Source organism: Flavobacterium piscis (assembly GCF_031457575.1).
Classification (GTDB): domain Bacteria; phylum Bacteroidota; class Bacteroidia; order Flavobacteriales; family Flavobacteriaceae; genus Flavobacterium; species Flavobacterium piscis_A.
In genome coordinates this window covers 1-13,444 of the sequence record NZ_JAVDWQ010000012.1, presented here as the reverse complement: position 1 = coordinate 13,444, position 13,444 = coordinate 1, and the positions used below count along the sequence as shown (strand labels likewise).

The 13,444-nt window shown below is 34.4% G+C and carries 16 protein-coding genes, 1 tRNA gene and 1 pseudogene; 9 read left to right on the top strand and 9 right to left on the bottom strand.

Annotated features, from left to right (window positions below):
- Positions 1 to 30 precede the first annotated feature (30 nt).
- The 6 genes from J2W48_RS16160 to J2W48_RS16135 form a co-directional block, all read right to left on the bottom strand.
- Positions 31 to 906 carry a cation diffusion facilitator family transporter gene (locus J2W48_RS16160; RefSeq protein WP_310282696.1) on the bottom strand — a complete coding sequence of 292 codons (876 nt, stop codon included), beginning with the start codon at positions 904 to 906 and terminating at the stop codon, positions 31 to 33.
- A 168-nt stretch (positions 907 to 1,074) separates the two neighbouring features.
- Entirely contained in the window at positions 1,075 to 2,388 is a 1,314-nt protein-coding gene (murA, locus tag J2W48_RS16155) for a UDP-N-acetylglucosamine 1-carboxyvinyltransferase (protein WP_310282695.1), read from the bottom strand.
- Between the two features lie 185 nt (positions 2,389 to 2,573).
- The gene (locus tag J2W48_RS16150; protein WP_310282694.1) at positions 2,574 to 3,296 is read right to left on the bottom strand and encodes a DUF4290 domain-containing protein; all 723 of its coding nucleotides are present in this window, start codon (positions 3,294 to 3,296) and stop codon (positions 2,574 to 2,576) included.
- A gap of 3 nt (positions 3,297 to 3,299) precedes the next feature.
- Positions 3,300 to 3,596 (bottom strand): DUF493 family protein, encoded by a 297-nt coding sequence (locus J2W48_RS16145; RefSeq protein WP_310282693.1) that lies wholly within the window; start codon positions 3,594 to 3,596, stop codon positions 3,300 to 3,302.
- Between the two features lie 256 nt (positions 3,597 to 3,852).
- Positions 3,853 to 5,115 carry a group II intron reverse transcriptase/maturase gene (gene ltrA, locus J2W48_RS16140; protein WP_310282691.1) on the bottom strand — a complete coding sequence of 421 codons (1,263 nt, stop codon included), beginning with the start codon at positions 5,113 to 5,115 and terminating at the stop codon, positions 3,853 to 3,855.
- 27 nt (positions 5,116 to 5,142) lie between these two features.
- Positions 5,143 to 5,307, bottom strand: coding sequence for a hypothetical protein (locus tag J2W48_RS16135; RefSeq protein WP_310282690.1), 165 nt, complete (start codon positions 5,305 to 5,307; stop codon positions 5,143 to 5,145).
- Between the two features lie 433 nt (positions 5,308 to 5,740).
- On the opposite strand from J2W48_RS16135, the gene J2W48_RS16130 reads away from it, so the two are divergent.
- The 6 genes from J2W48_RS16130 to J2W48_RS16105 all read left to right on the top strand — a co-directional run bounded on the left by J2W48_RS16130 (position 5,741) and on the right by J2W48_RS16105 (position 10,897).
- Entirely contained in the window at positions 5,741 to 5,998 is a 258-nt protein-coding gene (locus tag J2W48_RS16130; protein WP_310282689.1) for a hypothetical protein, read from the top strand.
- A gap of 313 nt (positions 5,999 to 6,311) precedes the next feature.
- Complete coding sequence (locus J2W48_RS16125) at positions 6,312 to 6,845, top strand: AAA family ATPase (protein ID WP_310282687.1); 534 nt, start codon at positions 6,312 to 6,314, stop codon at positions 6,843 to 6,845.
- Positions 6,846 to 6,909: 64 nt separating this feature from the next.
- Complete coding sequence (locus J2W48_RS16120) at positions 6,910 to 8,805, top strand: RecQ family ATP-dependent DNA helicase (RefSeq protein ID WP_310282686.1); 1,896 nt, start codon at positions 6,910 to 6,912, stop codon at positions 8,803 to 8,805.
- On the top strand, positions 8,805 to 9,752 hold the full coding sequence (gene fmt / locus J2W48_RS16115; RefSeq protein ID WP_310282685.1) for a methionyl-tRNA formyltransferase: 948 nt from the start codon (positions 8,805 to 8,807) through the stop codon (positions 9,750 to 9,752). Before J2W48_RS16120 ends, fmt begins: the two co-directional genes overlap by 1 nt.
- A gap of 182 nt (positions 9,753 to 9,934) precedes the next feature.
- Complete coding sequence (locus J2W48_RS16110; RefSeq protein WP_310282683.1) at positions 9,935 to 10,207, top strand: HU family DNA-binding protein; 273 nt, start codon at positions 9,935 to 9,937, stop codon at positions 10,205 to 10,207.
- Between the two features lie 129 nt (positions 10,208 to 10,336).
- Positions 10,337 to 10,897, top strand: coding sequence for a YqgE/AlgH family protein (locus J2W48_RS16105; RefSeq protein WP_310282682.1), 561 nt, complete (start codon positions 10,337 to 10,339; stop codon positions 10,895 to 10,897).
- Here J2W48_RS16105 and J2W48_RS16100 read toward each other — a convergent pair.
- Together J2W48_RS16100 and J2W48_RS16095 are read right to left on the bottom strand one after the other, a co-directional pair.
- Entirely contained in the window at positions 10,894 to 11,733 is an 840-nt protein-coding gene (locus J2W48_RS16100; protein WP_310282681.1) for an aminotransferase class IV, read from the bottom strand. The two genes, J2W48_RS16105 and J2W48_RS16100, sit on opposite strands and share 4 nt — an antisense overlap.
- Before the next feature lie 54 nt (positions 11,734 to 11,787).
- Positions 11,788 to 12,180, bottom strand: a complete 393-nt coding sequence (locus tag J2W48_RS16095) for an START-like domain-containing protein (RefSeq protein ID WP_310282679.1) — start codon at positions 12,178 to 12,180, stop codon at positions 11,788 to 11,790.
- 152 nt (positions 12,181 to 12,332) lie between these two features.
- Here J2W48_RS16095 and J2W48_RS16090 point away from each other — a divergent pair.
- The 3 genes from J2W48_RS16090 (at position 12,333) to J2W48_RS16080 (ending at position 13,313) form a co-directional block, all read left to right on the top strand.
- Positions 12,333 to 12,406 (top strand) — tRNA-Met (locus tag J2W48_RS16090).
- A 67-nt stretch (positions 12,407 to 12,473) separates the two neighbouring features.
- Positions 12,474 to 12,707, top strand: coding sequence for a hypothetical protein (locus J2W48_RS16085; RefSeq protein WP_310282678.1), 234 nt, complete (start codon positions 12,474 to 12,476; stop codon positions 12,705 to 12,707).
- 156 nt (positions 12,708 to 12,863) lie between these two features.
- A complete protein-coding gene (locus J2W48_RS16080; RefSeq protein ID WP_310282677.1) occupies positions 12,864 to 13,313 on the top strand; it encodes a hypothetical protein in 450 nt (149 codons plus the stop codon).
- Positions 13,314 to 13,324: 11 nt separating this feature from the next.
- Here J2W48_RS16080 and J2W48_RS16075 read toward each other — a convergent pair.
- Positions 13,325 to 13,444, bottom strand: a pseudogene (locus J2W48_RS16075) (IS1595 family transposase); the annotation flags it as partial.

Genomic DNA, 13,444 nt, shown 5'->3' with positions numbered 1-13,444 from the left:
TCAGATCGACTTTGCAACTTGAACCTCAAATCAGTGATAATCATCCGGTTCAATGTGAATTAAAACATTTCCTAATTGAGGGATTTTTTCTTTTAGGGTATCTTGTAATTTATGAGACAGATCATGCCCCTCTTTTACGGAAATTTTAGCCGAGACTATTGCATGAAGATCTACGTGATATTTCATACCTGCTTTTCTGATAAAACATTTTTCGGTTCCTAGAATACCTTCAACCATTAAAGATTTAATCCGGATTTCTTCTACCAAATCATCATTTAGATTTTCATCCATAATTTCTCCTAGGGCAGGCCTGAAAATTTTATAGCTGTTGTACAAGATAAAAAAAGCAGCAAAAAGTGCCGCCCAGTCATCTGCAGATTCATACCCTTTACCCATAAACAGTGCAATCGAAATTCCGACAAAGGCAGCAACAGAAGTTATTGCATCACTACGATGGTGCCAGGCATCGGCCGCTAATGAAGAACTTTTAGTTTGTTTGCTTCGTTTCATCACCAACCTAAAAGAATACTCTTTCCAGATAATTATAGCACCTAAAACATAAAGCGTCCATGGTTTTGGCAAATCATGTGAGGTTTGGATGTTAGAAATACTTTCGTACCCAATAATCGTTGCCGAAGTAATTAAAAATCCAACTACCAAAAAGGTGATTAAAGGTTCTGCACGACCATGCCCGTAAGGATGATTTTCATCAGCTGGTTTATTAGAATATTTGATTCCGAACAACACCAGACAAGACGAAAATATATCCGTAGTCGATTCGATCGCATCAGCAATCAAGGCGTAAGAATTGCCAAAAAAACCTGCCAAGCCTTTTGTAACGGCTAAGCAGGTGTTTCCAGCTATACTAAAATAAGTAGCTTTTATAGCTTTTTGTTCATTTGTCATTTACGCTTTTTTAGCACGAACGATGAGTTTTTTTGCCTAAATTTCACAAATTATCACAAACTCTCTCTATCAATAAATATGAATTGTACGGACATAATTTAGGAATTCTGCAAATTGAACTAAATCTTTTCGTGTAATTTTTTGTAAATCGCGGCTATCTTTTATCCTTTATTCTCTCACGATTTTAGCACCAATAGCTCTCAAACGTTCATCAATACGTTCGTATCCACGATCAATTTGTTCTATATTTTGAATTGTGCTTGTTCCTTTTGCAGAAAGGGCCGCAATTAATAATGAGATTCCCGCACGAATATCCGGAGATGACATTGTAGTTGCTTTTAATTGAGATTCAAAATTATGTCCCATAACTACTGCTCTGTGCGGATCGCATAACATAATTTTTGCTCCCATATCAATTAATTTATCAACAAAGAACAAACGACTTTCGAACATTTTCTGGTGAATTAACACATCGCCTTTTGCCTGTGTTGCCACAACCAAAACAATGCTTAGCAAGTCAGGCGTAAATCCTGGCCAAGGCGCATCAGCTATGGTTAAAATAGAACCATCGATATCTGTTTTTACTTCGTATCCATCTGTATGAGCAGGAATGTAAATATCATCACCACGTTTTTCGATTGTAATTCCAAGTTTTCTAAAAGTATTCGGTATCAACCCTAAATTCTCCCAGCTTACATTTTTGATCGTAATTTCGCTTTTTGTCATAGCCGCAAGGCCAATCCAGGAACCGATTTCGATCATGTCCGGAAGAATTCTGTGGTCACAGCCTGTAAGTTCTTCAACACCTTCAATAGTCAATAAGTTAGACCCAACTCCGGTGATTTTAGCTCCCATAGAGTTTAACATTTTACACAACTGTTGCAAATAAGGTTCACAGGCTGCATTGTAAACGGTTGTTTTTCCTTTTGCCAAAACAGCTGCCATTACGATGTTTGCTGTTCCGGTAACAGATGCTTCATCAAGTAACATATCTGTTCCTTTCAGTCCTTCTGCCGGGGATTCTACACCATAAAAGTGATCTTCTCTGTTGTATCTGAATTTGGCTCCAAGATTAATAAAACCTTCAAAGTGCGTGTCTAATCTTCGACGTCCAATTTTATCTCCTCCTGGTTTTGGAATATAACCTTTTCCAAAACGGGCCAAAAGCGGTCCAACAATCATAATAGAACCACGAAGCGCACCACCTTCTTTTTTGAAGGCTTCCGTTTCTAAATATCCAACATTAACCTCATCAGCCTGAAACGTAATCGAACCCGGTTCATTTCGTTGAATTTTTACCCCTAAATTACCCAACAAAGTGATTAATTTATTGATGTCAATAATATCGGGAATATTATTAATTGTTACTTTATCCCCCGTCAAAAGCACGGCACATAAAATTTGTAATGCCTCATTTTTTGCTCCTTGCGGAGTGATTTCTCCTTTTAAAGGAATTCCTCCTTCGATTTTAAAAATTCCCATATTTCTCTTTTAGGTTCTGAGTCACTGAGGTTCTAAGTTTTTTCTAAAAAGGCTTAGTCACTTAGATACTTAGCAACTTTTATTTCTGATTGTTTTTTTTAAAAGGTTCCGAGTTACTGAGGTTACTAAGTTTTTCTCTTTATAAAAAGCTTAGCAACTTAGTCACTTAGTACTTAACCACTTTGTTATTTCTGATTATTGTTTTTCTGAAAAGGTTTTGGTTTCCCCGGACCTTTATTGTTTTTATTACCTTGGATTTTTGGTTGTCCGGGTGGTGTGATTTTATTCGACATGCGCTTGTTGGTACGCAATAAATCGGTTGTATTTAAAAGCTCTTCAGTGCTTTGTAACAAGTTGATTTTTCCTCCTGACAATTCAAATAAATGTTCAAAAATCACATCGTCTTTTACTGTGTCTTTGTTCCAGCTTAAATAGGATTTTTTCATGTGGTTGGCAATGACCAATACCAATGCATTTTTCATTTCTCCATCCTCCCATTTATTGGCAACATCAATCATATATTTGATATTGTTACCATAAAATCTGTATTTCGGGAAGTTTTGTGGATACTGTAAAACATCTGGTTTTAGCTGCAACACATCTCTTGACGGAATTGGATATGGCGATTCTACATCTAATCTAAAATCAGACATAATAAAAAGCTGATCCCATAATTTATGCTGAAAATCGGGCACATCACGCAAATGAGGATTCAGGCTTCCCATTACCTGAATGATGTATTTCGCAGCTTTATTGCGCGTTTCAGCATCTTCAATAATAGTAGCCTGATCAATCAGTTTTTGTAAATGACGACCATATTCCGGAATAAGTAAACGCTGTCTTTCAGAATTATATTCTAAATTGAAAACAACGTCATTCGCGACTTCTTTTTTATATTTTTCGACCATAATTTATAATGAAACTATACCTTCTATTGTAGAAACTTCTTTGTATTTACTGATTATATCGTCAGCACTATTCATTGTTACATCTACAGAAACACTGGTAAATTTGCCTGTTTTAGATTTTGTTGTTTTAATAACCGCACCCATACTATCAAAAGCTTTTTCAACTCGCTCAACATTATCGCCCACTGAAGGCATTATAAATTTATACAAATATTCTGCTGGCCAGGTATTTGAATTATCTAACTCAACCTTTAATCTTTCGTAAAATTCGGCGGTATTTTTTTCTTTATCGTTCTCCATTCGTAATTAAAAATAAACGCAAATATACGGTTTTGATTTCAGAATTTTGATTTTTTTCTTTTGAAAAAGGTGTAAAGTTACAGAGGTTCAAAGGTGCAAAGAAAAAAGCGCTACAACCTTATTTCTTTATGAAATTTCCTCTTATATTTGAGAAACATTGCTGAGAAATTTGGTCAAGTAGGCAAAAGCATCCCAGCCTAAGCCTCTCACAGAACCGTACGTGAACCTCTCGATTCATACGGCTCTTGTTATGCAATCACATCGTTGTGAAAAAGTTCCAATGATAAAACATCGTGGGATAGCTGAGTTTGATTTCTCTCAGCCAACTGTATGCTTTACTATAACTCCTTTTCATCGACTTGTACTTCTTCCTTGCCCATTTTACTAAACGGTTTTCCAAATGCCTAAATAATTTCCGTAACGTCCAAATCTTAAAATGACCGTAATATCTAACTATCCCCTGTATCTGTGGGTTTAGTTGGTTGGCTATTGTTTGTATCACGATGTTACTTTGTCTATGAAAATTAAGATTTCCCCACAACGCAACTATTCTCGATTGTGATTTCTGACTTATAGAACAGTCAAATCCTAAAAACATGCCCCTGCCTGTTTTGGAGGCTTTGGAACATGGCTTAAAAGTGAATCCTAAAAAATCAAATTTCTTTAGACAATCCTTGCGTTTTGGTCTTCTGTAATCTTGACAATAAACTATCTTGGTCTTTTGTTCGCTTAACCTTAATTTGCATTTTTCTAGCCTGTCTTTTATTGCATTGAGTACTTCTATACTCTGTTCTTCACTGTAGCAATGAACAATTACATCGTCGGCATATCGTACAAACGACAGCTGTGGATATTCTTTTTCAAGCCATTTGTCTAAAACATAATGCAAAAACAGATTGGCTAGTAACGGACTTATTACACCTCCTTGTGGTGTTCCTGCTCCATTCCTGTGGATTAGTTCTCCATTTGAAGTTTGAACTGGACATTCCAACCATCTTGCAATGTACATTTTTGCCCACTTTTCTGAAACGTGTTTATCTACTGCTTTGAGCAATAATTCGTGATTTACCTCGTCAAAAAATGCTTTGATGTCCATATCAACAACCCAAGCATACCGTCTTACGTTTTTCTTTACCTTCTCTAAAGCTTCGTGAGCACTCTTATTGGGTCGATACCCATAGGAGTTTTTACTAAAAATAGCTTCAAATCTTGGTTCAAGATACGTTTTAACAACTTCTTGGGCTATTCGGTCGCTAATGGCAGGAATGCCTAACTTGCGTTCGCCTCCGTCTGCTTTGGGAATGACAACCTCCTTGACTGGTTGCGGGAAGTAACTACCTGAGCTCATTCTATTCCAAATTTTGTACAAGTTACTTAATAAATTTTCTTGAAATTTATCCAAGCTTTCTTCATCTACTCCTGCACTTCCTTTGTTAGAATTTACTTTCCGATACGCTTCCTTGACCATCATTTTGGTTATCGGAATCGGTTTTGATTTTGTTTCAAACAAATTAGTCATCCTTACATTGATAAGTTGTTAAAATCTTTAAAACTGCATAACTGATGTTCTTCGCTCTACTTTCATTACAAAAGCTTCATCACTACTACAACACCATCCGCCATCCTTACTAGCATTGATACTATAAGCCTCATGAGTATTGCTCACTTGTGCCGTTCTCTTGCCGTCTAGCAAGGACTTCCTGAGTTCCATATAAAAGCCTGAATAAGAGTCATGCCTTCTCTATTGCGTTTGCCTTATAGCCAGTAAGCAAGTAACTGCTATAATAATCATCTACCTGCGAGAAAATAGACTTTTGACAAAATGTTCCGCTATCACACAACTTCTTCAAAGGTTCACTTGCGTTCATCTCTCTTATTCGTACCTGACTAATCTAGTTAGCCTTTTCCTCTTTCCGTTCAATACCTGTCTATTACTATTCCAGCACCGAGAGGCGGTTTGCAACCCTCGCTTGCACAACGATTGCGGTAGACCTACTACCATCTTTTATACAGCATTGAATAACACTCGTAGTCGTTATTCATTCACAGCACACCTCGCGAAAGCGCAGAGTCGCAAAGTCAGGAAAACATAACTTAAAAAACTTTGTGATTCTGCGCTTTGCGAGGTTCAAAAACACTCTGCTATGAAAAATTACATTCGTATTCTTTTTATTGTACTTATATTCAATTCCGTTCAGGCACAGAAAGTCAAGACGATGACTTATTTTCAGAATGATACTATCAAACTGGATCTGGATCAGCCAACGGCTCTATATGGTGTGGACATTCTTTTATATGGCGAATTAAAATTCATCCCTACAATATCCACCGAGCCTAAGGCTCTTTTACGCTGCAGTTCAGGAGAAACGATTTATTTTACAGCTGCGGAACTTATCCGTTGAAATTAATTGCATGTAAAGTTAAGTTCCATAGGACGAACCATATAAAACATGTAACCTCGCAATTCACATTCCTGACACCAACCTACAGGTTTTTTAAACGTTTTCATAAGATTTATTTCCAAAAACAAAACCATGTTTCCTCTTTAGCCCTGATGGAAGCGGAAATCCTTTTGCTTTTTTCTTTTAGAAAGCAAAAGATTGCAGCGAACAGCAGGAACCCATAACCGCTAAAAATGCGAAATCATTCGCTTCTGACAAATATTCTTTTCAAATACCAATAAGTTTAGGTAAATTTGCGCTTTATTTTACGAAAGTGCAAAAAGAAATCATAGTTATCATTGGTGGACCGGGAACGGGAAAATCTACTCTTTTAAACGAATTGGTAGCCCGTGGCTACTGCTGTTATCCTGAAATTTCAAGACAAGTGACACTCGAAGCCCAGCAACGCGGTATCGACCAGTTGTTTTTGGAACAGCCGTTATTATTTAGCGAAATGTTATTGCAAGGACGTATTAAACAATACGAAAACGCTCTTGAAGAACCTGACGACGTGGTTTTTATAGATCGCGGAATTCCTGATGTTGTGGCTTATATGGATTATATTGGCGATGATTATCCGGCGCATTTTACAAAAGCCTGCGAGGATTTTAAATATTCTAAAACTTTTATTTTACCGCCCTGGGAAGAAATTTACGAAAGCGATACAGAGCGCTATGAAAATTTTGAACAGGCAGAAACGATTCAGAAACATCTTATTGAAACATACAAGAAATACGGCTACGACTTAATTGAAGTACCTAAAGATACTGTTGAGAACAGAATTCTTTATATCTTAGATAAAATTTAGGCCTGTTTTAAAGTTGCAAAACTAGAAACTGATTTCTAAATTTTTTAACTTTAAAACAAGACCAATGCCAAAAGCGCAGGAAATTCTTTTAAAATACTGGAAACACGACAGTTTTAGACCGTTGCAAGAAGAAATTATTGACTCGGTTTTAGAGGGTCAGGATACTTTTGCCCTGCTTCCTACAGGTGGCGGAAAATCGGTTTGTTTTCAGGTTCCGGCGATGATGCAGGACGGAATTTGTTTGGTCATCTCTCCTTTGATTGCCTTGATGAAAGATCAGGTGGCGAATTTGCAAAAACGAAATATTAAAGCCATCGCTCTGACGGGTGGAATTCATACGGAAGAAATTATAGATCTTCTGGATAATTGTCAATACGGAAATTATAAATTTTTATATCTTTCCCCGGAACGATTACAATCGGACTGGATATTGGAGCGAATCAAAAATCTTCCTATTAATTTAATTGCTATTGATGAAGCGCACTGTGTTTCGCAATGGGGACATGATTTTCGTCCGGCTTATTTGAAGATTTCGGAACTTAAGAAGTATTTTCCTAAAATTCCTTTTTTGGCTTTGACGGCTACGGCAACTCCAAGGGTTATTGAAGATATTAAAACCGAATTAGGCTTAAAAGACCCAAAACTTTTTCAGCAATCTTTCGAAAGAAAAAATATTGCGTACATGGTTTTTGAAGTCGAAGATAAATTATACCGTGTTGAGCAAATTTTAAAGAAAAATCCTCAGCCTTCCATTATATATGTACGAAACAGAAAATCGTGCCTGAATATGTCGATGCAATTACAATCATTAGGTTTTAAAGCGACTTATTACCACGGGGGCCTTTCAGCTAAAGAAAAAGACAAAAACATGCAATTGTGGATGTCTGAACAAGCTCAGGTTATTGTGGCCACAAATGCGTTTGGGATGGGTATTGACAAAGACAATGTAAAAACGGTAATTCATACACAACTTCCTGAAAACATCGAAAATTATTATCAGGAATCAGGAAGAGCGGGACGAAATGGTGAAAAAGCTTTTTCGGTTGTTTTAACAAATTCATCTGACAGTAATCAATCAGAACAGCAATTTTTGAGCATTTTGCCGGATAAAAAGTTTTTGAATCTGATGTACGTCAAGCTTTGCAATTATTTTCAGATTGCGTATGGCGAAGGTTTAGATGATTCATTTTCATTTAAACTGAATCATTTTTGCCAGAAGTATGACTTCCCTACCCTTAAAACCTATAATGCTTTGCAATTTTTGAATCAGCAGGGAATTATTACCCTGTCGCAGGAATTTTCAGAAAAGATTACGATGCAGTTTTTAATTGAATCGAAAGAAGTGATTCGGTATATGAGTTTAAATTCGAATGATGAAGAAATTATTTTGGCGATTTTGAGAACGTATCCCGGAATTTATGAAATGAAAACGCCATTTAATATTTCACTGATTGCCAAAAAATCAAATCATACCGAAGAACAAGTTGCTGCTGTTTTGGAAAAACTGAAAGAAAAAGACATCATTGAGTACAAATCAAAAAATAATGATGCTACTATATTATTTAATGAAGTTCGCGAAGATGATCGCACCATAAATAGGGTTTCGAAATATCTGGAAAAACAGAATCAACTCAAAAAAGATCAGCTTTTATCGGTTTTACATTATATAAAGAACAAAAAAACCTGCAAGAACCGATTGATATTGGATTATTTTGGAGAAGAAACAACTGAGAATTGTGGAGTTTGTTCCTATTGCATTACTCAGAAAGGCAAAATTACCGAAGCAGATTCTATTGCAGATAAAATCCTGTCTTTACTAAAAACAACCGCTTTAACTTCAAGAGAAATCCAGACCCAAATAAAACTAGATGCCAACGATATTATTTTGGCTCTTCAGGAATTATTAGAAAACAATCATATCGTTATATTAGCGAACAATAAATATACTTTAAAATCATAATGGAAAAATTGAGAATTATTTTTATGGGAACTCCGGAGTTTGCCGTTGGCATTTTGGATACCATTATTAAAAACGATTACGATGTTGTTGGCGTGATTACGGCTGCAGATAAACCGGCTGGACGCGGACAAAAAATAAAATATTCCGCAGTAAAAGAATATGTACTGGCGAACAACCTTACATTATTACAACCAACCAATTTAAAAGATGAAGATTTCTTAGCCGAATTAAAAGCTTTGAATGCCAATTTACAGATTGTTGTAGCTTTTAGAATGCTGCCAAAAGCAGTTTGGGAAATGCCTAGTTTGGGCACATTTAATCTTCATGCTTCGTTGTTACCAAATTATCGTGGTGCCGCACCCATTAACTGGGCCATTATTAATGGAGAAACAAAAACCGGAGTAACTACTTTTTTTATTGACGATAAAATTGATACCGGAGCGATGATATTAAATTCGGAAATTGCTATTGAGCCAACAGAAAATGCAGGACAATTGCACGACCGATTAATGAATTTAGGAAGCAAAACTGTTATTGATACTTTGAAAGTGATTGAAAACGGAAATGTAACTACTACTATTCAGGAAGATGATGCTGAAATTAAAACAGCTTATAAATTAAACAAGGAAAACTGTAAGATTGACTGGACGAAATCAGGAGCCGAAATCAATAATTTGATTCGTGGTTTAAGTCCATATCCAGCTGCATGGTGTTTTTTGAAAGATAAAAATGAAGAGTTAAATGTCAAAATCTACGAGGCAAAATTGATTTTAGAAAACCATTCTTATGACACTGGCAGCCTGATTAGCAGTAAAAAAGAAATTAAAATTGCTATTCAGGATGGCTTTTTGCAACTTTTGAGTTTGCAATTACCGGGTAAAAAGAGAATGCAGGTAGTAGAATTGCTTAATGGGATCACTTTTTCTGATTCAACTAAGGTCTATTAAGGTCAGTAAAACAGGGGTTTTTACCTGTTTTTGGTGATGAAAAAGCCTGCTTTATGAACAAAAAAAGCAAGTTATTAACAATTTTTGCTAAATTTAAAGAAAACACTTGCAAGGAACGGATTTCCTATTAAATTTGTGTATTAACAATTTTTTTTTTAACCAACAATTAATAACTAATTATTATGAACAAATCAGAATTAATCGATGCTATCGCTGCTGATGCAGGAATTACAAAAGCTGCGGCAAAATTAGCTTTAGAATCATTTTTAGGAAACGTAGGCGCAACTTTGAAAAAAGGTGGAAGAGTGTCATTGGTAGGTTTTGGATCTTGGTCAGTATCTGCTAGAGCTGCCAGAGATGGTAGAAACCCACAAACAGGAAAAACTATCAAAATCGCTGCTAAAAATGTAGTAAAATTTAAAGCTGGAGCTGAATTAGAAGGTGCAGTGAACTAAGTAAGAAAGTTCTCTAAACTTATAATATAATCAAAACCCTCCCTCATGGAGGGTTTTTTTGTGCGGTTTAACGATTTTATTTGGGTTTTTAAAAATTTTATGATTAAATTTAATAAAAATTGTAGCCGTATGATTTCAGAAAAATTAAAAAAAGGACACCTGCTTATTGCCGAGCCTTCTATAATTGGAGATTTATCATTTAATAGATCGGTAATTTTATTAGCAGACCATAACAAAGAAGGATCAATAGGTTTTATCATTAATAAACCATTAAAATATACTATTAATGACTTAATTCCTGAGATTGATGCCTCTTTCAAGATATATAACGGAGGTCCTGTAGAACAGGATAATCTTTATTTCATTCACAACATTCCTGAACTAATTCCGAATAGCGTAGAAATATCTAATGGAATTTACTGGGGAGGTGATTTTGAGTCAACCAAAGACCTTATAAACGACGGATCAATCAACAAAAATAACATTCGTTTTTTCCTGGGATATACTGGTTGGGATGAGAATCAGCTTGAAAGTGAAATGCAGGGAAACTCGTGGATCATTACCAATAATAATTACAAAAATAAAATTATTGGAAAATCGACCACCCACTTTTGGAAAGAGCAGATTATAGAACTTGGTGGTGATTATCTAATTTGGTCAAATGCACCTGAAAACCCATATCTGAATTAATTTTCAGATATGGATTCATTTAGCTTTTGTACTAATAAATATGCCAGATTACTTGTAAATTCTTTTTTTCGGTATTTGGTTATCGGCTGTATTCCTATGATTACATTTGTCAGGAATAATTCATCAGCTTTTTGAAGCTCAAAAGGCGAAATTATTTCTTCAATAACTTCTATGCCTTCTACTTTTTTTGCCAGAGCTAAAATTTGCTTACGCATTACGCCATTTAAACATCCTTCTGAAACGGGAGGAGTAATTAGCTTTTTACCCTGCACCATAAATAAATTTCCTTGCAATGCTTCTACCACATTTTTAGCATCATTTAACAAAATACAATTCGCAAGTCCATTTTCGTCAGCAAAAATACTTCCGGTAACATTGATTAATTTATTAGTTGTTTTAATTGACGATAATAATTGTTTTGTAATATAGAAGTCTTTGTATAAATCAACTTCATATTGAGCCGTATTTAAGGCATATAATGTATTCTCTAATGAGACAGCATGAATTAAATAAGACACTTCATTTGTTTTTGGCAGATACAAACCTCCATCATTTCTAAAAACAGTAATTCGGGCTCTTGCTGATATTTCAATTCCTTTATACTTAACCAGGTTTAAGATTTGTTCTTCGAGATATTCCATTGTAAAATTCATCGGAATCTCCATTCTAACGACACGCATTGAAGCCATTAATCTGAAATAATGATCTTCCAGAAACAAAATTTCACCATTAACTATTTTCAATGTTTCAAAAACCCCGTCTCCATACAAAAAAGCACGATTTTGAGTTAAAATATTATTGCTTTGTTCTATTAAATTTCCATTAAAATTGATCATAAAAAAACCCTGAATTTTGTTCAGGGCAAATATAAGTTATAAATAAGACTTTTACTAAACTGATCCTATTAGATGTTTTAAGTCGGAAATCTGATTTTCCCAAAGTTGTTTCGCTTCATCAACTTCTTCTTTTTCAGCAAAATCAATAACCATTAAAGAGACATCCTTAGTAAGTTCATCTACCAAAATATGCAGTTCAAAGAAATATTCTGTGTCTTTACTGCTCTCGTCTACCCATTTAAATTTTACCTTTTCACCAGTTTTTTTAGAAGCCAAACGTGCTTTTTCCTGTGAATCATTCCAGATAAAAGTAAAAAACTCACCTCTTGAATTTACATTGTCGGCAAACCATTCAGACAAACCTGACGGTGTTGATATATATTGATACAATAGTTGTGGCGAAGAATTAATAGGAAACTCGATTTCGTAACGTATTTTTGAATCCATGTGTTGCTTTTAATTTTTTTGGAAATATAAGAATATCTGTTCAAAAAAAAGGACTTTTTAAAAATATTTTTTTTTCTTCATTTTATGCTTGTAAGCTCTAATATAATTTTTATATTTGCACCCGCATTCAAGGATGCAATAACCGAAAAAATGGCGAGGTAGCTCAGTTGGTTAGAGCGCAGGATTCATAACCCTGAGGTCACGGGTTCAACTCCCGTCCTCGCTACTTTAAGTAAAAACACAAAATCATTAGGTTTTATACGGGATAAGAGATACTTTTATCCCGTTTTTTTATGGTTAATAAAATCAAGAAATTACTTTTTAAACACGAAATTAAACACGATTTGGCAATTAAAAAGAAATACTCAATACCAAAATCAGAAAAAATACAAGACAAAGAAAATCCATCACAAAAAACAGGAAATAACGGCCTTTCGGCCGTTGAAAGATTAGTAAAGATGCTGGAAGATGCTCATTATGAGATCAAGTCATTGCGTGAAGAAAATGATCGTCTAAAAAAGATTTGAATTTTTAGATTTAAAATAATTAAATGAGCATAGATTATTTTAAATAGTAATGAAACACATTGAATTTGGTTAGTCATTTTGGCTGGTTAGTTTTGTTAGCTCAAATTAAATGAATAAAAAATAATTACACGATAAACAATTATTAAAAAACAAACTATGAAAAAAAATATTTTAAGTATAGTGGTTTTGCTATTTATCAGTTGCAATAAAACAACTCAAATAGAAAAAAATATAAAATCAAAAGAAGATTTGATTCTTTTATTTTGCAAACAAGATATCAGTGTAAATTCTATAAGTCCATCAACAATTAAATATGATTCATTATTAACAAGTGTTTTTGAAGTCGAAAAAAAAAGTAAATATTATAACGAAGAACTTGATGATGCTTATGGAATGAAACAAATAAATGATTCTACATCAAAAAAATGGCAAGCATCAATACATTATGATTCTGAAAATAAATATGGTGCAAACATCAGAAATGAAGTTACTTATGTTATTAAAGAGAACATTAAATATTATCAGGACTCAATATTTAATCCTCAATTTATAATTCTCTCTAAAAGAGATCAAAACAAACTACATGAATATTTAGGAATTAAATAAATAAAATTGAGCTATACACTTAATATCTGTTTTATATCTTTTTGATATATCGGTTTGGCATTTACCATTCTTTCTATGGATTTATGAAAAATAGTTGTTTTAAATTGAGAACAGTTTATCCTAAAACAAAA

Bases quoted from the DNA above. Each gene is read 5' to 3' on its own strand.
- J2W48_RS16160 (WP_310282696.1), bottom strand. From the start codon at position 906: ATGACAAATGAACAAAAAGCTATAAAAGCTACTTATTTTAGTATAGCT.
- murA (WP_310282695.1), bottom strand. From the start codon at position 2,388: ATGGGAATTTTTAAAATCGAAGGAGGAATTCCTTTAAAAGGAGAAATC.
- J2W48_RS16150 (WP_310282694.1), bottom strand. From the start codon at position 3,296: ATGGTCGAAAAATATAAAAAAGAAGTCGCGAATGACGTTGTTTTCAAT.
- J2W48_RS16145 (WP_310282693.1), bottom strand. From the start codon at position 3,596: ATGGAGAACGATAAAGAAAAAAATACCGCCGAATTTTACGAAAGATTA.
- ltrA (WP_310282691.1), bottom strand. From the start codon at position 5,115: ATGACTAATTTGTTTGAAACAAAATCAAAACCGATTCCGATAACCAAA.
- J2W48_RS16135 (WP_310282690.1), bottom strand. From the start codon at position 5,307: ATGGAACTCAGGAAGTCCTTGCTAGACGGCAAGAGAACGGCACAAGTG.
- J2W48_RS16130 (WP_310282689.1), top strand. From the start codon at position 5,741: ATGAAAAATTACATTCGTATTCTTTTTATTGTACTTATATTCAATTCC.
- J2W48_RS16120 (WP_310282686.1), top strand. From the start codon at position 6,910: ATGCCAAAAGCGCAGGAAATTCTTTTAAAATACTGGAAACACGACAGT.
- fmt (WP_310282685.1), top strand. From the start codon at position 8,805: ATGGAAAAATTGAGAATTATTTTTATGGGAACTCCGGAGTTTGCCGTT.
- J2W48_RS16110 (WP_310282683.1), top strand. From the start codon at position 9,935: ATGAACAAATCAGAATTAATCGATGCTATCGCTGCTGATGCAGGAATT.
- J2W48_RS16105 (WP_310282682.1), top strand. From the start codon at position 10,337: ATGATTTCAGAAAAATTAAAAAAAGGACACCTGCTTATTGCCGAGCCT.
- J2W48_RS16100 (WP_310282681.1), bottom strand. From the start codon at position 11,733: ATGATCAATTTTAATGGAAATTTAATAGAACAAAGCAATAATATTTTA.
- J2W48_RS16095 (WP_310282679.1), bottom strand. From the start codon at position 12,180: ATGGATTCAAAAATACGTTACGAAATCGAGTTTCCTATTAATTCTTCG.
- J2W48_RS16085 (WP_310282678.1), top strand. From the start codon at position 12,474: ATGGTTAATAAAATCAAGAAATTACTTTTTAAACACGAAATTAAACAC.
- J2W48_RS16080 (WP_310282677.1), top strand. From the start codon at position 12,864: ATGAAAAAAAATATTTTAAGTATAGTGGTTTTGCTATTTATCAGTTGC.